The organism is Cellulosilyticum sp., from assembly GCF_982396655.1.
In genome coordinates, this window is record NZ_CEVXFV010000010.1 from 1 (window position 1) to 20,612 (window position 20,612).

Annotated in this window: 32 protein-coding genes; all 32 read left to right on the plus strand. The window is 33.7% G+C overall.

Annotated elements, in window-relative coordinates; genetic code table 11:
* Positions 1-69: 69 nt before the first annotated feature.
* The 32 genes from AC1VAQ_RS06050 (at position 70) to AC1VAQ_RS06205 (ending at position 20,602) form a co-directional block, all read left to right on the plus strand.
* Positions 70-234 (plus strand): hypothetical protein, encoded by a 165-nt coding sequence (locus AC1VAQ_RS06050; RefSeq protein ID WP_479903625.1) that lies wholly within the window; start codon positions 70-72, stop codon positions 232-234.
* Positions 235-469: 235 nt separating this feature from the next.
* On the plus strand, positions 470-694 hold the full coding sequence (locus AC1VAQ_RS06055; RefSeq protein WP_479903626.1) for a hypothetical protein: 225 nt from the start codon (positions 470-472) through the stop codon (positions 692-694).
* Between the two features lie 24 nt (positions 695-718).
* Entirely contained in the window at positions 719-1,249 is a 531-nt protein-coding gene (locus AC1VAQ_RS06060) for a sce7726 family protein (protein ID WP_479903627.1), read from the plus strand.
* A 31-nt stretch (positions 1,250-1,280) separates the two neighbouring features.
* Positions 1,281-1,577 carry a DUF551 domain-containing protein gene (locus AC1VAQ_RS06065; RefSeq protein ID WP_479903628.1) on the plus strand — a complete coding sequence of 99 codons (297 nt, stop codon included), beginning with the start codon at positions 1,281-1,283 and terminating at the stop codon, positions 1,575-1,577.
* A gap of 73 nt (positions 1,578-1,650) precedes the next feature.
* Positions 1,651-2,511: a hypothetical protein gene (locus tag AC1VAQ_RS06070; RefSeq protein WP_479903629.1), complete on the plus strand. Its 861-nt coding sequence runs from the start codon at positions 1,651-1,653 to the stop codon at positions 2,509-2,511.
* Between the two features lie 62 nt (positions 2,512-2,573).
* Entirely contained in the window at positions 2,574-2,798 is a 225-nt protein-coding gene (locus tag AC1VAQ_RS06075) for a hypothetical protein (protein WP_479903630.1), read from the plus strand.
* Positions 2,795-3,001: a hypothetical protein gene (locus tag AC1VAQ_RS06080; protein ID WP_479903631.1), complete on the plus strand. Its 207-nt coding sequence runs from the start codon at positions 2,795-2,797 to the stop codon at positions 2,999-3,001. The genes AC1VAQ_RS06075 and AC1VAQ_RS06080 overlap by 4 nt, the downstream gene beginning before the upstream one ends.
* A gap of 36 nt (positions 3,002-3,037) precedes the next feature.
* Complete coding sequence (locus AC1VAQ_RS06085) at positions 3,038-3,217, plus strand: hypothetical protein (protein ID WP_479903632.1); 180 nt, start codon at positions 3,038-3,040, stop codon at positions 3,215-3,217.
* 27 nt (positions 3,218-3,244) lie between these two features.
* Positions 3,245-3,481, plus strand: a complete 237-nt coding sequence (locus tag AC1VAQ_RS06090) for a hypothetical protein (RefSeq protein WP_302600327.1) — start codon at positions 3,245-3,247, stop codon at positions 3,479-3,481.
* 25 nt (positions 3,482-3,506) lie between these two features.
* A complete protein-coding gene (locus AC1VAQ_RS06095; protein ID WP_302600309.1) occupies positions 3,507-3,674 on the plus strand; it encodes a hypothetical protein in 168 nt (55 codons plus the stop codon).
* A 24-nt stretch (positions 3,675-3,698) separates the two neighbouring features.
* Entirely contained in the window at positions 3,699-4,130 is a 432-nt protein-coding gene (locus AC1VAQ_RS06100) for an HD domain-containing protein (RefSeq protein ID WP_302599670.1), read from the plus strand.
* Positions 4,131-4,183: 53 nt separating this feature from the next.
* Positions 4,184-4,459 carry a hypothetical protein gene (locus AC1VAQ_RS06105; protein ID WP_302600308.1) on the plus strand — a complete coding sequence of 92 codons (276 nt, stop codon included), beginning with the start codon at positions 4,184-4,186 and terminating at the stop codon, positions 4,457-4,459.
* Positions 4,460-4,486: 27 nt separating this feature from the next.
* Positions 4,487-4,918 carry a YopX family protein gene (locus AC1VAQ_RS06110; protein ID WP_302600307.1) on the plus strand — a complete coding sequence of 144 codons (432 nt, stop codon included), beginning with the start codon at positions 4,487-4,489 and terminating at the stop codon, positions 4,916-4,918.
* Between the two features lie 18 nt (positions 4,919-4,936).
* The gene (locus AC1VAQ_RS06115) at positions 4,937-5,092 is read left to right on the plus strand and encodes a hypothetical protein (protein WP_302600306.1); all 156 of its coding nucleotides are present in this window, start codon (positions 4,937-4,939) and stop codon (positions 5,090-5,092) included.
* A gap of 30 nt (positions 5,093-5,122) precedes the next feature.
* A complete protein-coding gene (locus AC1VAQ_RS06120) occupies positions 5,123-5,569 on the plus strand; it encodes a hypothetical protein (protein ID WP_302600305.1) in 447 nt (148 codons plus the stop codon).
* Positions 5,570-5,902: 333 nt separating this feature from the next.
* A complete protein-coding gene (locus tag AC1VAQ_RS06125) occupies positions 5,903-6,658 on the plus strand; it encodes a DNA adenine methylase (protein WP_302600304.1) in 756 nt (251 codons plus the stop codon).
* A gap of 47 nt (positions 6,659-6,705) precedes the next feature.
* The gene (locus tag AC1VAQ_RS06130) at positions 6,706-7,281 is read left to right on the plus strand and encodes a site-specific integrase (protein WP_330697641.1); all 576 of its coding nucleotides are present in this window, start codon (positions 6,706-6,708) and stop codon (positions 7,279-7,281) included.
* 493 nt (positions 7,282-7,774) lie between these two features.
* Positions 7,775-8,320: a hypothetical protein gene (locus AC1VAQ_RS06135; RefSeq protein WP_479903633.1), complete on the plus strand. Its 546-nt coding sequence runs from the start codon at positions 7,775-7,777 to the stop codon at positions 8,318-8,320.
* Positions 8,313-10,112 carry a phage terminase large subunit family protein gene (locus AC1VAQ_RS06140; protein ID WP_479903634.1) on the plus strand — a complete coding sequence of 600 codons (1,800 nt, stop codon included), beginning with the start codon at positions 8,313-8,315 and terminating at the stop codon, positions 10,110-10,112. Before AC1VAQ_RS06135 ends, AC1VAQ_RS06140 begins: the two co-directional genes overlap by 8 nt.
* The gene (locus AC1VAQ_RS06145; protein WP_302599720.1) at positions 10,113-10,358 is read left to right on the plus strand and encodes a DUF6148 family protein; all 246 of its coding nucleotides are present in this window, start codon (positions 10,113-10,115) and stop codon (positions 10,356-10,358) included.
* A 2-nt stretch (positions 10,359-10,360) separates the two neighbouring features.
* Positions 10,361-10,780 carry a hypothetical protein gene (locus AC1VAQ_RS06150; RefSeq protein ID WP_302599721.1) on the plus strand — a complete coding sequence of 140 codons (420 nt, stop codon included), beginning with the start codon at positions 10,361-10,363 and terminating at the stop codon, positions 10,778-10,780.
* 55 nt (positions 10,781-10,835) lie between these two features.
* A complete protein-coding gene (locus AC1VAQ_RS06155; RefSeq protein ID WP_302599722.1) occupies positions 10,836-12,392 on the plus strand; it encodes a phage portal protein in 1,557 nt (518 codons plus the stop codon).
* Positions 12,379-13,458: a head maturation protease, ClpP-related gene (locus tag AC1VAQ_RS06160; RefSeq protein WP_479903635.1), complete on the plus strand. Its 1,080-nt coding sequence runs from the start codon at positions 12,379-12,381 to the stop codon at positions 13,456-13,458. Before AC1VAQ_RS06155 ends, AC1VAQ_RS06160 begins: the two co-directional genes overlap by 14 nt.
* Positions 13,437-13,775 carry a hypothetical protein gene (locus AC1VAQ_RS06165; RefSeq protein ID WP_479903636.1) on the plus strand — a complete coding sequence of 113 codons (339 nt, stop codon included), beginning with the start codon at positions 13,437-13,439 and terminating at the stop codon, positions 13,773-13,775. Before AC1VAQ_RS06160 ends, AC1VAQ_RS06165 begins: the two co-directional genes overlap by 22 nt.
* Positions 13,776-13,786: 11 nt before the next feature.
* Positions 13,787-14,869, plus strand: coding sequence for a major capsid protein (locus AC1VAQ_RS06170; protein WP_302599725.1), 1,083 nt, complete (start codon positions 13,787-13,789; stop codon positions 14,867-14,869).
* Positions 14,863-15,474, plus strand: a complete 612-nt coding sequence (locus tag AC1VAQ_RS06175) for a phage head closure protein (protein WP_302599726.1) — start codon at positions 14,863-14,865, stop codon at positions 15,472-15,474. The genes AC1VAQ_RS06170 and AC1VAQ_RS06175 overlap by 7 nt, the downstream gene beginning before the upstream one ends.
* Before the next feature lie 2 nt (positions 15,475-15,476).
* A complete protein-coding gene (locus AC1VAQ_RS06180) occupies positions 15,477-15,854 on the plus strand; it encodes an HK97-gp10 family putative phage morphogenesis protein (RefSeq protein ID WP_302599727.1) in 378 nt (125 codons plus the stop codon).
* Complete coding sequence (locus tag AC1VAQ_RS06185) at positions 15,851-16,213, plus strand: hypothetical protein (RefSeq protein ID WP_302599729.1); 363 nt, start codon at positions 15,851-15,853, stop codon at positions 16,211-16,213. Before AC1VAQ_RS06180 ends, AC1VAQ_RS06185 begins: the two co-directional genes overlap by 4 nt.
* Entirely contained in the window at positions 16,203-16,799 is a 597-nt protein-coding gene (locus AC1VAQ_RS06190) for a major tail protein (protein WP_302599731.1), read from the plus strand. The genes AC1VAQ_RS06185 and AC1VAQ_RS06190 overlap by 11 nt, the downstream gene beginning before the upstream one ends.
* 3 nt (positions 16,800-16,802) lie before the next feature.
* On the plus strand, positions 16,803-17,267 hold the full coding sequence (gene gpG, locus AC1VAQ_RS06195; protein ID WP_479903637.1) for a phage tail assembly chaperone G: 465 nt from the start codon (positions 16,803-16,805) through the stop codon (positions 17,265-17,267).
* A 43-nt stretch (positions 17,268-17,310) separates the two neighbouring features.
* Positions 17,311-17,460 (plus strand): hypothetical protein, encoded by a 150-nt coding sequence (locus AC1VAQ_RS06200; protein ID WP_302599733.1) that lies wholly within the window; start codon positions 17,311-17,313, stop codon positions 17,458-17,460.
* A gap of 76 nt (positions 17,461-17,536) precedes the next feature.
* On the plus strand, positions 17,537-20,602 hold the full coding sequence (locus tag AC1VAQ_RS06205; protein ID WP_479903638.1) for a phage tail tape measure protein: 3,066 nt from the start codon (positions 17,537-17,539) through the stop codon (positions 20,600-20,602).
* Positions 20,603-20,612 lie beyond the last annotated feature (10 nt).

Consider the following 20,612-nt stretch of genomic DNA (forward strand, 5'->3'; position numbering starts at 1 on the left):
CATTAAAGATTAAAAATGTTAGCCAGGTATTAAACAAATAAAAGTGTTTTTTGAAGGTGGTGTAAAAAAGTGAATATAGATAATCAGCAATTAGCAGAAATTATTGGAGGATTATACTACGGAGTTTACGAAGGAGAAGACAACATTGAAAGCTTCATAGAGTGGTTGGAAAATGGATGCCAAGAAGATGAAGAAGAGGAAGAATGTGAAATAGAAGGACAATTAAACTTATAAAATGACTTTTTGAAAATCTGGTCAAGCATAAGCTTCAGAAAGGAGAAAATATGCTAAGGAAACTATTAGATGAACTATTTAGTTTAAGTACAGAAGATATGTATAGTGTGTTGAATGAAGTGGAGGACAGCATTGCTAATGAGTACACAAGATAATATTGAAATGTGTAAGTATTACTTGCTTAAGCCTATTAGAAAAAAGTACAGATATGTACTAAAGAAGATGGAGGTAAGTCATGGAAGAAAGAGAAGAAGATAAAAGATGCTGGAAGTGTGAAAACCTAGATAAAGAATTTGGATGCAATTGTGATTTAACAGGAGATAATGTAATTCTTGATCTATCAGTAGAAGATACTTTTAATTGTGAAGGATTTTCAGAGATTGATGCGTACAATGAGTATATTTCAGAACTTGATAATAAGAAACGTGAAGCAATAGAATCAGGAGAAAGATTAGAATAAAATTTGCTTTTGAGAAGGTGAAGTATGCTAGATAAAGATATCAGAGCACTACTGTTACCAGAGTTAGAATTACACTTTAATAAGGTTATACAGGAAAAACAGATATATGACCATGGTACAGTTGTAGCTGATGTAGTTGGAATATGCGAAGACTACATGGTTGGATTTGAAATAAAATCAGATCATGATACATTCATGAGACTTACAAATCAGATTGAAAAGTACAGTAAAGCTTTTGATTATAACTACTTAGTTACTACAGACAAGCACATGAATGAGGGAATGGAATTTATACCTAATGAATGGGGCCTTATATGGATACACGATAATAGAATAATCGAATATAGGAGAGCTGTAAAAACTCCTAACGATTACTTTACAGTGTATAACATGTTTTGGTCGCAAGAGATTAAGGAAAAATTAAAGAAGGATGATATAAAAGGACGTAGCAAGTGTATGTTTAGACTATTTGATTTAGTTAAAGAAACATATAAGCAAGATGAAATAGAGGTATATCTTAGGACATGCTTGCTAAGTAGAAAAGGATGGAAGTAGTACAAATTAATATTTGAAAAGGAGAATAGAAATGGGAACATGGATTGATGTAAATGAAAAGTTACCAGGTGTTGAGAAAGAGGTTTTGATCATAACAGAAAGAGGAACAATTACAACAGCAATGTATGAAGACGGAACTATTGCAGAAGATGATAGTGAATGGTCATGGAATGATATTGAGTATACATATGCCGAAGAAACTGATACTTATTATATTCCTGAAGGATGGTGGGAGTACAGGCATTTTAATCCTGATGATATTTACAACAATGTTGTAGATGAAAAAGTAATAGCTTGGATGCCATTACCTGAAGAATATAAGAGATAAAATTGACTTTTTATCAACTAAAGAATAGGAGGAAAAGAGTGGGCCCTTAAATCTATAGATCTCCTATACACATATGAAAATATTAAGCTGCGGTGCTGGAATGCAAAGCACAGCATTAGCATTGATGTCATGTGCTAACAAGTTAATAACAGAAGGTAAATCAGTAGGATTCGATTTTACATATGAAGAGCAAGTACCTATATATGATGCAATTTTGTTTTGTGATTTAGGTCTTGAACCTAAATGGGTAGTAGATCAAGTAAATTTTATCAAAGAAGCTTGTGAATGGGCTGGAATACCTTTTTATATAATCGAGAGCAAATTATATGATGACTATCTTAATAACTTTGGAAATTCAAGAGTTGTTTCTATACCTTTTTGGTCTGTAGACGAGAACGGTAAAAAAGGAAAGATGATGAGAAATTGTACATTGGACTACAAGATAAATATAATGATTAAGTTTACAAGAATGAAATTGCTTGGATACAAAAAAGGACAAAGAACTAAACAAGAGGATATGAAAGCACACGAGATGCATCTTGGGTTTTCGATAGAGGAGAAGCACAGGTGCAAAGATAATCCGCACAAGATGTTTGTTAATAAGTTTCCTCTATGTGATATGAACCTAGAGAGAAAGGACAATTACGCATATATAAAAGATATATGGGGTTTAGAAACAAAGGCAAGTGCTTGTTGTTTTTGTCCGTTTCACAGGAATTATTTCTTCCAACACATTAAAGAACATCACAAAGAGGAGTATGATAAGACGGTTGAATTTGACGAGATGTTAGAAAGAGAGCAGCCTAATACAAAGATTAGGAGCAAGCTTTATATATCAAGGAGCAGGAAAAGAATAGCTGATCTTACACCGGAAGATTGTAATGATAAGGAGTGTTTTAAATATAATAATGAACTTGTATGGAATGGGTTTTAAGTTAATCAAAATGAATTTTGAACTGTTTCCATTTTGGAAGCAGTTCATGAAGGAGGTGGATGATGGAAGAAGATGATGTATTAGAGAAATGCTCAAAGCTTCTAAAGGCTTACAGGAAACTGGTTAAAAATAAGCCTAACATTGCTACACCTGAAGTTATGGAAAAGGTCACAGAAGCGTCTGAGACTTACATAGATATTTTAAAAGGCAAAGAGTTTGCTAAGCAAATGATAGGCAATGTTGTTTACCATATCATTGAACTTGAGACAGAAAGGACTTCAACATGAGAAAGCAATCAGGTAACCACAGCAGCAAGTATGCACTTAATCCGGAGCAGTTAGAAAAGGACCTGCAGGAGAAAGAGGATGACAGAAATGCTTTTAAGGATTTAGTAAGACATTTAGTGTTGCTGGATTCTAGCAAGATGGATTTAAGGTTTAAAGATTTGATGGATGTTGCTAGAGATTTGAAGAAAGAGTTTAATCTATAGTTACAAATAAGAATTTGTTTAAGTGGAGGTGAGTGCATGGAAAGAATAGGTGATACAGGAGGCATGGTTAAGCATGAGCAGTACGCATACTGTCCAAACGTACCTAACAGGGTTGTTATAAGAAGATATCACAATGATGAAACAGAAGAATATGATTTTGTAGATTTATCATTAAATGATTTGCATAATCTGATTAACATGATTGAATCTAAATAAAATCCAAATTTGGGAGTGTGTGAGAAGATGGGATATAAGAGAGAATATTGCTGTAGTAATTGTGGGTTGATATGGTTTCAAGATTATCAACCAGGAGGTACTATAGAATGTCCAGAGTGTAATAAGAATAATAGAACAGATGGAGGCATTTATGCTTGCGACACAATGGGATATGCTTATGCAGCTAAAGCAATTGAAATGGACTTGAAAGAAAGTAATAAGGAAATCCATTACGCTAAGGATCATCCTTATTACGACAAATAAAATCAGAGATTTAATAGGAGGTAACATGAACGAATATAAGAAATTAAAAAAGGCTTTAAGAAAGTATATTGATTTAAATGAGGAATTACTTCTAAAAGCACATGAAACAGGAAATTTTGAAGAATATGAAAAAAGAGAAAGAAGATTAAAAGCAGGTCTTAAATGCAGCGTAATTTTAGGAGAAGCAAAATAAAATATAAGTTTGGAGGAGAAAGTCATGAATAAGGAAGAGCAGTTAACAAATGCCATTATATTTGCAACTAATAAGCATAGTGGGCAACATGATAAAGCTGGTATGCCATATATTCTACATCCTTTAGCCGTTATGAATATGGTAAATACAATAGATGAAAAGATTGTAGCAGTGCTCCATGACGTAATTGAGGATACAGATGCTACAAAAGAGGATCTTCTATTAATTGGAATTGATAGAGATTTAATTAATGATGTTTTGATATTAAGTCATGACGGAGTGAATTATCAGAAGTACATTGAAAACATTAAGGCATATGAAAGTCAAGTTGCTATTAATGTAAAGATTGCAGATTTAACACATAACAGTGACTTAAATAGATTGAAGGATATTACACCAAAAGATAAGGCAAGATTAGAGAAATACAAAAAAGCTATTGAGTTTTTAAGACAATAAAATCTGATATTGAACTATCCGGTTGTTCCGGATGGTTCAGAAAGGTGGAAATCATGACACTTGAAGAATTAGAAAGAGCGAACAGTATTAAAGCTGAAATAGATACATTAAAGGCTGAAATAAGTGAACTTACATCAATAAAGAATAAGATAAGCATAAAGAAATTAATTGGGATTCCAGATAACAAAAGCTATAAGAATTTATATTGTTATGACAATATAGATAGCATAAAGAGCATGGTTGTTTTGTGGCCTGATGAAATAGTAGCTGTTATTGAATGTAAGTTTAAAAAGGTACGTAAGTTACAAGAGGAACTTGAATTGATTTAAATAAAATGATGTTTTGGAGGGATTCTAATGGAAGACATTAAATTTAGAGCATGGGATAGAGATATGCATGAAATGGTAAAAGTTGATGCAATCATATTTAAGTCAAATTGCCAGGATGTTAATGAAGAATATATATTAGATGAACATAATGATATTCGTTACTTAAAAGATATTGATATTATGCAGTATACAGGACTTAAAGATAAGAATGGTGTAGAAATATATGAAGGTGACATTGTACATGCAAAGATTACACATTACGATAACTGCAGTAGAAAAAAGATATGGAAAGTAGAAGAAATATATGGAGAAGTATGTTTTGAAGACCAAACATATAGTATAAAGTATGCTGATGAAGAAGGTGAAACATGGTTAAAACCTTTTATGTGGTTTATGGATGAGTGTGAGATAGAAGTATTTGGAAATATATATCATAACCCAGATTTAGTAAAAAATTAAGTTAGAAAGGATAAACTTATGTTAGCAAATGAACTAATTAAAAAATTACAAGAGCTAGTGGATGCTCATGGCAATGTACCTGTTTATTTTAGTAATGGGTATGTTGAAGAAGAAATAGAAATTGTAGAATATCGTACATATGAGATTTTAGAAGATGATATAAGGTTAGGTTAGATGGAGAGATTATAAAAAGGGAGGGTAAAGATGATTTTAGAAAAGAAATTTTATAAGAAAGTTGAACATTATTTATATAAGCATTATGAGGTGGCAGAGCAGCTGGAATTACAACAAGAGGACATTATACATGGTGTAAAGATGTTACATCTTGGTGAAGAAACTGGTGGAAGTATGAGTACTGGTAATGAAAGTAAAGTTGAAAGAGCAGCATTAAGCCTAATCGAATTAGCAGAAACAGAAGAAAGCAAATGGGTAAAAACTGTTGAAGATGTGGTAAGTGAGTTTGTAGATACAGAGTATGAAAGATTAATTGATCTAACATACAACAAACAAATACGTGTGGCTAAGATATTAAGATTGCTCAATATGGAAAAAAGTACATACTATGATAAAAGAAATGATGTTATTATACAGGTTGCATTAAGAGCAGCAGCAAATGGAATTATGTATAATAGGGTGAAAAAAGTAGGATAAAAAAAGTTGTGGAAAATAAGTCGTGGAAAATAAGTCGTGGAAAATAAGTCGTGGAAAAATAGTCGTGGAAAATAAGTAGGGGAATTTTTTAGGAAAAAGTGTGTTATTATTGTATTATACCAAAATAAGAAAAGGTAATTGTTATCTATCAAGAGAGATAGAGAAGTACACAGTGATTACATTACAGTAAAAGGCGATAGTTCAAATTAAAGAGCTATTGCCTTTTTATATGGGTAAAATTTTGGTAAGAGGTGTACAATTTTGTATCAGTGACTAAAGCAGGTGTGTACGTAATGATTTAACCCTAAAACTTGTTTAAGGAGCGAAATACAAATGTTAAAACCACCTATCCCAAGAATGGGAGGAAAATCAAAATTAAGAAAGACTATTATAGAAAGAATACCAGAGCATCAGTGTTATGTAGAACCGTTTTTTGGAGCAGGTTGGGTATTCTTTGGAAAAGAACCAAGTAAAGCAGAAGCGATTAATGATATAGATCAAGAGCTTATCAATATGTTCAAGATGATTAAATATCATGCACCTGAAATTGAAAGGCAGCTAGAATATGAGTTTTCAGGAAGAGATATATTTGAAGAGTATAAGCACTGTACTGTGGAGTACCTAACAGAGATTCAACGTGCAGTGCGTTTTTTATACTTAATTTCACAAAGCTTTGCGAGTAAAGGTTCAACATATGGCTATGGAACCAATAAAGGTCCAGCACCACATATTTTCTATAAGGGTGTATTAAAGGATGTAAAAGAAAGACTTAGAAATACTTATGTTGAAAATAAAAGCTTTGAGGATATTATCAAAAGATATGATAGGCCACATAGCTTTTTCTTTTGTGATCCACCATATTTTGAAACTACAGGTTATGGTAATGAGTTTGGCCAAAAGGAGCATTTATTATTAAGAGATACCTTAGCAAATATTCAAGGTAAGTTTATGGTTACAATAAATGACCATGAGCAAGTTAGAGAATGGTATAAAGATTTTCATATAGAAGAAGTAAATGTTCCTTATTCTGTATCGAGAGAAAAGAAAGCTAGAAAAGAATATGGTGAGTTAATTATTACGAATTATTAAGGGTAGTAGCAATCAAGCTATTACCTTTTGTTATTTAGAAGAAAGGGATGAGTGGTATAAATACAGTAGAGCCGATTAGGGACAAGACAATCATATTAAATATGGCAGATTATTTGAAAGAAAGAAATGAAAGAGATTATATCTTATTTTTGTTTGGCATATATAGTGGCTTACGTATTTCGGATATTCTTCCAATGCAAGTCAGAGATGTACGAGGGAAGGATTATATATATCTGAGAGAAATGAAAACAGATAAAGAAAAACGATTCCCTATAAACGATGAACTGAAGTCAGCACTCAAACCATATATAAAAAATAAACATGATTATGATTACTTGTTCCCACGAGTTAAAGGAACTGGTAAGACACCATATATTTCAAGACAAACAGTATGGAAAATACTAAATGAAGCAGCAGCTTATTTTGGATATACAGATAAAATAGGATGTCATACATTAAGAAAAACTTTTGGATATTGGTTGTACAAAGCAACATATGATGTAGTAGCTATACAAGAAATATTAAATCATAGTGACCCATCTATAACAAAAAGATACATAGGAGTAAATCAGGATTCAAAAGATGCATTAATGAAGGGATTGTCGTTCAAAAAGAGATATTAACATATTGAGAGTGTGTTAAGTAAAGTAGAGAAAAACATGAGTTTCTTCATTTAAGGGAATAAAAAAATATTTGGTTAACAGATTAGTAAGATAAGTCAACTAAAATAAAAGTGGATTAGAAGTGAAGAAAAGTTTTGATAATCAATATTTTAAGGGTAGGGGAGGGTGTACTAATGGTATGAAAGTAATAAAAAGGCATTTGTGCAATTTGTACATAGGAACCCAAAAAAGATGTCATTTCCGCTTTTTCATGTATACACGAGATACAATTTGAAGTCAAAGCTTGAAATGATTAATTAAAAAACTCCAACAAGTGAGTAAAGGAGTGAACGAGTGAAAAAAGTAAAAACGTTGAGTATCAATGGCTTAAGGTACTGTGACAGAGGGGAAGGCCTGCGGGTGCGTACAACCCCACCATTTTTCTAGGTATAGGGTTTTTTAGGGTTCTACTTCCTTCCGAAAAACAATCAAAAAACGGAAATGAGGTGAAATGATGTCTGGAAAGATTATGGATGGTGAAAAGCTAATTGTAAGTACAAAAGTTGTTGCAGATATGTTTGATGTAACGACACGAAGAGTTGGACAATTATGTGAGGAAGGTATTCTTACAAAAATAAAACAAGGTAGTTTTGAATTAGTGCCAACAGTTCGAGATTATATTCGATTCTTAAAGGCAAGAAATGATACTGTTAGTGAAACAACATCTGTGGCAGAAGAGTTTAATAAGGAGCATACATTGCTTGAAAAGGCAAAGCGAGAAAAAGCAGAGCTAGAAGTAGCACTTATGAAAGGTCAATGCCATGCATCAGAGGATGTAGAAAGAGAGATGACAAAAATGTTATCAGCGTTTAGGTCCAGAGTGCTTTCAATTCCTAGCAAAGTAGCACCTAAGGCAAGTGTTACAGATGATATAACAGCTATTGAAGCTATGTTGAGAGATGAAATTTATAACGCACTAAAAGAACTTAGCGAATATGATCCTAAGGTATTTAAGCATGAAACATATATAGATTTAAAGGGAGTGGTTGCTGATGGATAATCAACAAGCACTTTTTTCATTATTTGCTAAAATAGCAAAAGTAGTTGAACCACCCAAGAAGCTTACAGTAAGTGAATGGGCCGATGAATATAGACAACTATCTAAGGAAGCATCTGCCGAACCTGGTAAGTGGGTGACAGATAGAGCACCTTATCAACGTGAAATAATGGATGCCATTAGTGATCCACTGGTTGATACAGTTGTTGTAATGACAAGTGCCCAGATAGGAAAGACGGAATTGCTTTTGAATATAATTGGTTACTATGTACATTACGACCCGTCACCCATATTATTATTGCAACCTACACTTGAAATGGCAGAAGCTTTTTCAAAAGATAGACTAGCACCAATGATTCGAGACACATCTGTATTAAGTGAAAGAATTGGAGATGCAAAAGCTAGAAATAGTGGTAATACATTATTACATAAAACATTTCCAGGTGGTCACATTACAATGGCTGGTGCAAATTCACCATCTTCACTTGCAAGTAGACCTATACGAGCAGTATTAGCAGATGAGGTTGATAGGTATCCTGTTTCAGCAGGAACAGAAGGGGACCCGTTAATGTTAGCAACAAAACGTACAACAACCTTCTGGAACAAGAAAAAAGTATATGTATCTACACCAACAATTAAAGGTGCATCACGTATTGAAATGGAATATGAAGATAGCACGATGGAAGAGTGGCATGTGTACTGTCCATCATGTAAGGAATTACAGCCTTATGAATGGGGACGTATAAACTTTGATTCTATTACAATGACATGTAAACATTGTGGTACTCTTCATCAAGAGTACGAGTGGAAAGCAAGAAAAGGAAAGTGGATTGCACGTTTTCCTGAAAGAAAAAAACGAGGCTTTCACCTTAATGAAATGGCATCACCATGGAAAAGATGGTCTGAAATTATAGAGGACTTTAAAACAGCTAAGAAGTCTACGGAAACACTTAAAGTTTGGGTAAACACGGCGTTAGGCGAATCATGGGAGGAACGTGGGGATGGACAAGATGAAGAAGTACTCTTTGATAGAAGAGAAGAATATGGTTGTGAAGTACCAGAGGGTGTACTTGTTTTAACAGCTGGTATAGATACTCAAGACGACCGATTTGAAATAGAAGTGGTGGGATGGAATGAAGATGAAGAAAGTTGGGGAATTCAGTACAAAGTCATTTATGGTGACTTACATAGACCAGAGATATGGCAAGAACTAGATGAGTACCTAAAAACCGAGTTCCAATTTGAAGACGGTAGAAAGATAAGAATTTCTTGTGCTTGCCAAGATAGTGGTGGTCACTTTACTCAAGAAGTCTATAAGTTTACAAAACCAAGAGAAGTAAGAAGAATTTTTGCGATCAAAGGGAAAGGTGGCGAGAGCGTGCCTTTTGTAAGCACTGTAAGTAGAAATAATAGAGAAAAAGCAGCATTATTTACAATTGGAGTAGATGCAGGTAAGGAAACAATTATTTCTAACCTGAAAATAGAAAATGAAGGACCTGGTTATTGCCATTTTCCAAGTGAGTATGAAAAAGGTTATGGAATAGATTACTTTAAAGGAATTACATCAGAAAGTTTAGTAGTTAAAATGGTTAATGGTGTTGGAAAAGCAACATGGGTTAAAAAAAGTGGTGTAAGAAATGAGCCACTAGATGTAAGAAATTATGCAAGAGCAGCATTAAAAATACTTAATCCTAACTGGAAATCACTTAAAAGTAGGATGGCAGAAGGCACATATGTAGAAAAGCAAAGTGTAAAAAAGAAAAAAAGAAGAATATTAAGCAAAGGAATTGGTTAGATGTCAATATCACTTGAAACAGCAGAAAAACATTTGAATGTATGGCTTGAAGCAGAGCTTACAATAGCCACTGGACAATCTTATACATTGGCAACAACAAATGGAAGTAGAACACTAACAAGAGCAAATTTAACTGAAGTTAGAGATTCCATAGAGTATTGGAATAAAAAAGTATTGGAAGCAAAAGCAGCTTCTAAAAGTAGATCACGTACAAGAATATATAGAGCAGTACCAAGGGATGTGTAAATATGATTATTTGTGATAATTGTAAGTCAGAAGTGAGTACAGAACAATTAAAACATAGATTTGGTGACATAGAAGTAACGTATTTAGAGTGCAAGGGGTGTTGTTCAGAATATGTTATAACTGTAACGGATGAAGAGTTAAGATGTAACATTAAAAAAGCCGTTTGCCAAGAGCAATTCATTAGAAAAATAGCCAGTGAACAAAAGTGTAAAATAGATGCATTAAAAAAAGAATATGGCTTGAAAATTAGAGCAACAAACAAATTAAAAGTAAAAAGAAGATTAGAAAAAGAATTCAAGAAAGAAATACATATATTAGTTGAAGAGTATAAAAAACTATATAAGCTTGAAGTTGCTAAGTATGAGCAGCTTATAGAAGCAAATACAAAAAGAAATGATGAACTTAAAAAAATGTATGAGTAGGGATATATCGTGTAAAAGGGTATATCCCTAAAATTATGCAAGAAAGGAGAAAGTAGTGAATTTACTAGATAAAACCATAGCAGCAATTGCACCAGGTGTTGCATTAAAAAGAGTATGTTCAAGGCGAAAGTTAGAAGTACTTAATGGAACTGGATACGGCTATGGCAATTATGGGGCTAATAGCAGTAGAAAAGCACAAAGGCATTGGTTCTGGCATAGCAAAGGGCCAAAAGAAGACATTGACTTAAATGTAGATGAACTACGTCAAAAATCTAGGGATACATACTGTGGTGCACCAATTGCAACAAGTGCACTAAAAACAACACGAACAAATGTTGTTGGAAGTGGCTTAAAGCCAAGGCCCAATATTGATGCTGAATTCTTAGGCCTTACAGAAGAAGAAGCAGCAACATGGGAATGTAATACACTCAGAGAATTTAAACTTTGGGCAGAATCAACAAATTGTGACGCTGAAAGGATTAACAATTTCTATGAAATGCAACAATTGGTGTTTATGTCGTGGCTTATGAATGGTGATGTATTTGCGTTATTACCATTTTTCAAAAGGCCAAATAGCCCATATGATTTACGTGTGCAATTAATAGAAGCTGATAGAGTTTGTAATCCGATGGATTGTAGCTATCAAAACATTAATTCAGTAGTAGAAGGTGTAGAACGAAATGCAAGAGGAGAAATCGTAGCTTATCACATATGTAATGTACATCCTAAGTCTTTTTCAGAAACTAAAGAATGGCACAGGGTATTGGCATATGGCTCTAAGACAGGAAGAAGAAATGTCTTACATTGCATGATGCAAGAACGTATAGGTCAAAACAGAGGAGTTCCCTTACTTTCTCCTGTTATTGAAGCCATTAAGCAGTTAGGGCGCTATACGGATGCTGAACTTATGGCAGCTGTAATCAGTGGGATGTTTACCGTATTTATTGAAACGCCTTCTCCAGAACAAAAAATAGGCGAAGGTAATGAGCAGTACGAGGATGAAGATTTATCAAGTGAAATGTCACTAGGGAGTGGTGCAATTATTGCACTTAATGAAGGTGAGAAAGCTAACATGGCAAATCCAGGAAGGCCAAACACAGCTTTTGATGGTTTTGTATCAAGTTTATGTAGACAAATAGGTGCAGCTATTGAAATACCACCAGAGCTTCTCTTAAAACAATTCACAAACAGTTATTCAGCATCACGTGGAGCGTTGCTAGAAGCATGGAAGACATTTCGTATGTATAGAACATGGTTATCAAATGATTTCTGTCAGCCAATTTATGATGAATGGCTTGCAGAAGCAGTTGCAAAAGGAAGAATTTATGCACCAGGATTTTTCCAAGACCCATTAGTGCGCAAAGCTTATTCGATGTGTAGTTGGAATGGACCATCACAGGGACAACTTGATCCTGTAAAGGAAGCTAATGGTGCAAAGATACGAATTGAAGAAGGATTAAGTACAAGACAGCAAGAAGCAGTGGAGCTTAATGGAAGTGACTTCTTTGAAAATAATCGTCAACGAATAAGAGAAGAAATCGTAAGACAACAAATTCCAGGGTTAGGAATGAATATGGTACAAGTTGAGGAAGAAGAAAATGAAGAGAATTGATATAAAGGGTGACATTATTAGTAATGATATGGCATGGATTTACGATTGGTTAGAGCTAGAATATACGTCACCAGGTAAAATCAATCAAGCCTTAGAAGATGCACAAGGTGAGGATGTGGAATTTTTCATTAATTCACCAGGTGGTGATGTATGGGCTGGGTATGAGATTTTTAACAGCATTAGATTATATCAAGGGTGCACATTATCACATATTGTTGGACTAGCAGCTAGTTGTGGTTCATTTATACCACTTGCAAGTGACAAAGTAGTAGCTGAACAAATGGCAATGATGATGATACATGGTGCCAGTACATCTACAAGAGGGAATCAGCACAATCATGAACATACTAGAGACTTTTTAGATAAAGTTGATAGGACTATTGTACAAGCCTATACAACGAAAAGTGGAAAATCAGAGCAGGAGCTACTTGATTTAATGGCAAAAGAAACCTGGTTTACATCTTCAGAGATGTTAGAAATGGGCTTGATTGATGAAATTGTAGGAAACAATGGTTCTAAAATCAAGGTTTACAATTCGGCACAAGATGAAGCAAAAAAAGAAATTATAAATAAATTACTAAGCTTAGGTAGTGTTGAAAATGTAAAACAAGCATTATTAGAAAATAAAGGGTTGGGTCAAATTGTAACAAATACAATTAAAGATAAAGAAAAGGAGAATGAAACAATGAATAGTGTAGAAGACTTAAAAGCACAATATCCTGATTTATGTAATGAGCTAGAGCAGAAAGCAGTAGAAAATGAAAGAAAACGTATTCAAACAATTAATGCACTTACAAGACCAGGTGTAGAAGCACAAATTCAAGAAGGTATTGAAAATGGTCTTAATGCAGGGGAGGTTGCGATTAACATTCTTAATGCACAAACAGAAATCAATAAGGTACAAGGTAAAGCAATTCAAGAAGATGCTTTAGAAAGTGGTGTGAATAATATTAATTCTACGCCTGTACCACAAAATACAGATGAACAAGAAAAACAATCAGCCTTAGCAAATATGGCAAATATCATGAATGGGGGAAGAAGACAATGGGTAAATCATCACAAGTAATTGGAACAATGGTGCCTGACAATCTTATTGCGGATAACATTCATCCAATAGATACAGAAGCAGTAACAATTGCAGTAGGAGCAAAAACATTATTAAGAGGAACTTTAATTAATGCCACTGGTGACATGTGCACACTTAGTTCAGATGTACCAGTGGGTATTTTATGTGAGGATGTAGTTCAAGATCAATCAGAAACAACACAGGCATTAATGTATATTACAGGCTCATTTAGTGCTGATGAAATTAAAGTTGGAGAATCTGTTAACGTATCTGACTACAAAGTAGCACTTAAAAATTTAGGTATTTTTGTGAAATAAGGAGAGAAATTATGTTAAATATTTACGAAACACATTTTATGTTACAGGCAATTCAAGGTTATAATGAACCATTTACATTCTTAAGAGACACATTCTTCCCAAATGTAGAAACCTTTATGACAGAAAAGGCACTTGTTGATGTTGTCAAAGGTGGAAAAACAATGGCACCTCTTGTTGCACCATATGTTAATGGTTCCCTCGATAAGAGAAGCGGTTACCAAACAAGAGAGATTACAACGCCAAGAGTAGCGCCATTTAGAACGCTTACAGGTGATGATATTAAAAAACGTACACCAGGAGAAAGTCTTATCAGCGGGAAATCAGCGCAACAAAGAGCGCAAGAAATTCTTGCAAAGGATCTTGTTGATTTAGATAAGAAAATCATATATACAGAGGAGTACATGGCAGCTAAAGTACTTTTAGGTGCAAGTGTAGATATTGATGAAGTAGATGAATCTGGAAATGTAGCAGGTAAATTTAATATTGACTATGGATTTACAAATTTAGTTGAAGTTAAAAAAACTGAAAAGTGGAATTTACGACAACCATCTGTTGAAGATTCAACTAAAGAAGCAAGCACAGTTAATCCAATTAAAGTAATTGAAAAATGGATTGACGAATATGTGATTCAAAATTCATCAAATACACCTGATATTGTTGTTCTTGACCCTGATGCAGCAGAAGCATTTTCTAATAATACTTATGTAGATAAGATTTTACAAAGACGTGCACAAGCAGGTACAGTTCAAGAACCTACATACAAAGGAAAAGGCGCTACATTCATAGGTAGATTTACAAAGTATAACCTTGAAGTATACTCTTACTCAAATCTTGTAGACCAAGGAACAGGAACAGCTACACAATTACTTCCAAGTGGTACAGTAATTATTGGACCAAGTGGTCAAGGAACCATGAACTATGGTGCAGTAACTCAACTTGAGCAAGACAAAGGTTGGTTGACTTATGAAGAAAAACGTGTGCCACTCTACACAGTAAATCAACAGTCACAAGTTGAAATATTAAAACTTACATCAAGACCATTGCCATCGCCAAATGATGTAGATTCTTTTGTGGTTGCAACAGGTGTATGTTAGAATTTGAAAAGCAATTAGAAGCCGATTTGCAGACATTTTGTATGGGAGAATTTGCAGAGCAACATGTTATTAATGGTGAATTAGTAGCATGTTGCCTGATGGCTTCAGAAAAAGATAATGATGTTAACATTCAAAATAAAAAAGGTGTCATAACATCTTATCTAAGTATAGGCATACCAACAGTAGCAATAGAAAAAATATCACCAGGTGGTGTGATGGAAGTAGATGCAACATTATTTTATGTAGTAGAGTACTCATCTAGTTGTGGTATGTCTTATATAGATTTATCACAGCCTATAGGTAAATTTGATAAATCTATAAATATTCAAGAGCTTACAACACAAAAGGTTAACGGTATCAAAAAAGAACAATGGCAAGAGGTGTATAGTTGTGAAGCATACATTCGTCACATTAGCTCAGAAGAAATTGCACAATTCAATACAACACTTAATAGAGAGACTTTATTCATAAAAATGCACTACTTAGATACGCTAACAAGCAAAATGAGAATTATGTATAAAGATAAATCTTATAATATTATTTCTATCAATAACATAGAAGAAAAAAATGTATTTTTAGATGTAATATGCGAAAGGTGTGATTAAATTTGATTGAAATAGAAGGATTGAATGAGGTGATGAACCTTATAGATAAGATGGGGAATAACGCAGAGCAGGTGCAAAACAAGATTGTAAATGCACAAGCTGAAATATTATTAGATACGATGAAAAATACAATCAATGTAGATACAGGGAGAACACGAGATAGCTTAAAAGCATCTGGTGTATTAACTAAAGATGGTGAAAAATATAAGCTTGTAGGCGCTTATAAAAGCAACAGGGCACATGTTGTACGTATTTTAGAACGTGGATGTGCTTCATGGAAAGGGAAGAAATACCCGTTTCTGAGACCATCATTTTACAAATGTAAGCAAGAAATGATTGAGAAAACAAAAGAAATAATAGAGCAGGAGCTTAGAAAGTGAAACAAATAGCAGCGTTAATTGATGTAGCCCTGGAAAGTCTTAAATTAGATGTGACCAGGGCATATAATCCAAATCCAAGTACAGATCCATATATTGTATATAATTGCATTACTAAGAGTCCTAATCTTTTTGGCAGCAATGCTGAAAAGACCAGGACTTTTTATATTGATGTAGATATTTATACCCAAGACGCAACGCTTATAGATGATGTTGCAGAGGAAGTTGAGAAGAAACTTAAAGAACATGGATTTAAATTTTTACCAAGTGGTGATTTGATGATTGAGGATGATATAACACCTACGGTATATCATGTACCACTTGAGTTTTCATACGAAAAGAGGATGTATAATGGCAGATAGTGTTATTACAGGTTTAAGGGATTTAGTGTATTGTGTAATGAAAGATGATGCACAAGAAATTTATAATGCAGAAGTGAAGAAGTTTCCAGATGCAATTTTATGTAAAATTTCACCAAGTGCAAGTAGCGAAAAATTATATGCAAACAACAGGTTGAAAAAAGTATCAAACCGAATGAATGAGTTCAACATTGAGCTAGGATTTGCAAATATGACAGATGAAATTGAAGCAGATTTATTTGGACATGAAAGAGACCTTAATTTTGGTGGTGTTATCAAAAGAGACACGGATGTTCCACCATTTGTTGCGATTGGTGGAGTAGGAACATGTGATGATGGAGAAGAAAAATTCTTTTGGCTTACAAAAATTTCTTTTGTCGAACCAGATGATTCAGCACAAACAGATTCAAATAAAACAAATTATCAGACACCAACTATAAAGGGAAGTGGTTGTGCACGTATGCGAGATGGTGTGTGGAAACATTCGGTTATGACAAGTGATGAAAATTTTACAAAAGAGAAGCAAGAAAAATATTTTGAAAAGCCATATGAATTACAGGAGAATCCAAGTAAATTACAGGAGGTGTAAAAAGTGGAGTTAGTATTAAAAGATAAAAAGGTACTTGAAAAAATTACTTTTCTAGAACATGAAAAAGAAAAAATCTTTGAAAATGCAATACTAGATTGTAGAGAAGTCAACGAACAAGAAGCTACAAGATTATCTGAAATTGATAAAAATGTAGCTTTTTTAAATGCACATATTGAAAAAACTTACGTATGTACACATTTAAATGGATTAATTTACAAAGAGTTCTTTGAGAAGTCAAATAAACTTGTAGGTGAAATTGATAAAGATTCATTAAATGAATTAATTGATTTTGTATGCAAAGTTTATGGTAACAAGTTTTCAATTGATGACTTCTTACAAGGAATTGAGTTAGATAAAGTATTGTCGACAATAGTATCTGTCTTTAATGAAACAGGTGCAATGATTGTGAAAGACAAACAAAACATAGATAACTCATTACAAAAGGGTGGTAAAGCATCCCCTCAATGATGAACCCCTGGAAGATAGCATAAAGAGGATATTTATATCCTTAATGACAAAAGAGCTTTTACCAGGGGCAAAGAAGTTATCACTTAGCGAGATTTATGCTATGGATATACCTTATTATTTGCAGTTGGTAGATTTTTATCACAACAATTATCAAAAGACAAATCAAGTTGTGATAGATCTAGTAGGGATATAGGGGAAGAGAAATATATAAAAAGCATCTATTTTTAACGAATAGGTGCTTTTTTAATTAAATTTAAGGGAGTGAGCAGATGGCAGCTAATGAAGAAGTTGTAGGAATGGTTGTCAAACTTGCATCCGAATCTACAGATTTTCAAAATCAAATGAATACACTTAATAGGCAGATGAGAGTGCTACAGAGTGATTACAAAGCAACAGTATCAGCTTCTAAGGATTTTGATAATACACTAGATGGCAATAAAGCAAAGATAGAGTATCTATCAAAAGCGATTGAAACACAAGCTTCTATTGTAGAAGCACATTCAAGTAGAGTGGAAAAGACGAATGCAAAATTAAGTGATTTAGCACAGGCACAATCCACATTAAAAGAAAAGTTGGATGCAGCAAAATCTAGTTATCAAGATATCGTTGCAAGTCAGGGTGAAGAGTCAGAAGCAGCTCAAAAGCTTAAAGAAGAATTAAAAGACTTACAATCGGAGTATGACAAAGGTAATACAAAGATTAATAACACCGTTAAGACGTTAGATAATCAAACAATTAATGTTAACAAAGCAAAAGAAAAGCTTAATGTATATAACAATGAATTAAGTGATACAAAAGAAAAACTTGAACAATTATCTAACCAAGGTTCTACAAGTAGTAGTGTTTTTGATGCAATGAAAGAAAAAATGAAGGATACAGCGAGTAACACAAAAATACTAGGTGTATCATTGACTGATTTGGTTGGCGGATTTAATGGTGGAGAAGTTGCCAGTGTTGCCTTAGGAACAGCATTAGGAACGTTGGCAAGTGCGGGAATAGATATTGCTATACAAGCTTTTGTAAAACTAATAGCTTCAGTAGGTGAATTTATGGCAAGTGCAGTAGAAGTTGGTGCAACTTTTGAAGCACAAATGTCAAAAGTAAAAGCAATAAGTGGTGCAACAGAAGGTGATATGAGTAAGCTTACAAATGTAGCACGTGAATTTGGTTCATCAACACAATATAGTGCAACAGAAGCAGCACAAGCTTTAGAATATATGAGTTTGGCAGGATGGAATGCACAGCAAAGCAGTGAAGCTTTAGGTGGTGTACTTGACTTAGCAGCAGCATCTGCAATGGAATTATCAAAGGCATCAGATGTTGTTACAGACTACTTAACAGCCTTTAACTTAGAAGCGGATCAAGCAGGGCATTTAGCAGACGTAATGGCCTATGCAATGTCGCATAGTAATACAAGCACAGAGCAACTTGCTGAAGCCTATAAGAATTGTGCAAGTACTGCAGCTACATTTGGAATGTCGCTTGAAGAGACTACTGCATGGCTTGGGAAAATGGCTGATAGTGGATTAAAAGCAGGAGAAGCAGGAACAACTTTAAATGCAATTCTTGCTAGAATTTATGGTCAAAATGATAATGCTGTTGGTGCACTTAAAGAATATAACATTGCTATTTTTGATGCTATGGGCAACGCAAGAGAATTTACAGATATTATGGAAGATATGCAAGTGGCTATGTCTAACATGACAGATGAACAAAAAGATTTATTTATGAAATCAGTAGCTGGTACAAACCAATTATCAGGTTTTGCGATTATGTGCAATACAGCAACTTCAGAGGTAGACAAATTGGCCAATGCAATGGCAAATTCAGCAGGTACAGCATCTAAAATGGCACAAACTATGAATGATAATGTGGCAGGTCTTAAGACTTCTATTGATTCTAAGTTATCAGATATAAAAATTAGTCTATATAATAACATTGAGCCTATTCTAAAAGCTATATTATCCATGGTAAATACAATTTTAAATGGATTAACACAGTTTTTAGAACCAATAACTAGTTTGAGCAATGCTATAGGAGCACCGCTTGCAACAGTAATTAGCTCTATTATGAGGATTATAGAACTTCTGCAAAATACATTAATACCTCTTTTTTCAGGCCCAATATCTCTTATTACATCAGTTATTAGAACGATTGGTACTGGGCTACAAAACATTTATAGCATCATAGATACAATATGTTCAGGCATAGAGAGCTTTGTAGAACCAGTTGTTAATGCATTAAAAAATATTGGACATGGTATTGAAAATGTTTTTTCATCATTAAGTAACTTTGCAGATTTTGTAACAAAAATTATTGAAACGATTAATGTATTTATTGAGCAATTAGTAAGTAAATGGGGGGACTTAGTAGGTGTTATCACAAGTGCAGCACAGTTTGATATGAGTGGACTTGTAACACATTTCAATAGTTTAAAGAATACATTTTCGGATATGTCAGGAGCAATGAAATCTGTTTGGAATGGTAGTGTGAAAGATATTAATTCAATGACAAGTGAATTAGAGAGTAACACAAAACAATCGTTCAGTAATATAGCAGATGCATGTGGATTGGGTGCAAGTCATGTGTTTAGTAGTTTTGAAGAAATGTATAGTAATATTCAAAAACTTGATAATGATACATTTGGCCAACTTAAAGAAAATGCAAATGAGTATTTTAATGAATATGAACTAAAAATGAAAGTTTTAGACCAATATGAATCTGATACATTACAAGAACGTATGAAAAAATGGGAAGAGTCCCACAAGAGCATGGAAGGCTCTATGAACTACTATATTCAAAAAGCAGAATACCAGGCAAAACAAGAAGAAAGGTTGGCAAGAGAAACTTCTAGTAAACGTGAGCAAATCGAAACATCTTATACAAGTAAACTTGAAAAAGAATTACAAACTAGAAGTGATTCATTAAATAATTATGCAAATAAAGCATATCAAATGGATTATACATCATTTGCAGAGAACGAAGAAAAGAAAACAAAAAAGGTACAAGAAGAAGTGGAAAAACGCAATAAACTAGGTAATAGCTCGGGTGTTGGAAGTATTCTGTCTGGTCTTATAAAAAGCTATGCAGTAGGCACACAGTTTCACTCTGGTGGACTGGCCATTGTGGGAGATGATGCCAATGGACATGGTGAGCTAGTTAACATGAGAGCTGGCAGTCAAGTACATAGAAACGAAGAATCAAAAAGCATGTTGAAAGCAGCAAATAAAGACATTGAAGTATTATTAGCAGCAACACTAAATGAAATTAGATCACTTAAGCAACAGCAAACACAAACATATTATAGAGAGATAGCTGAAATGGGTCTTATTTAGAAAGGTGGTG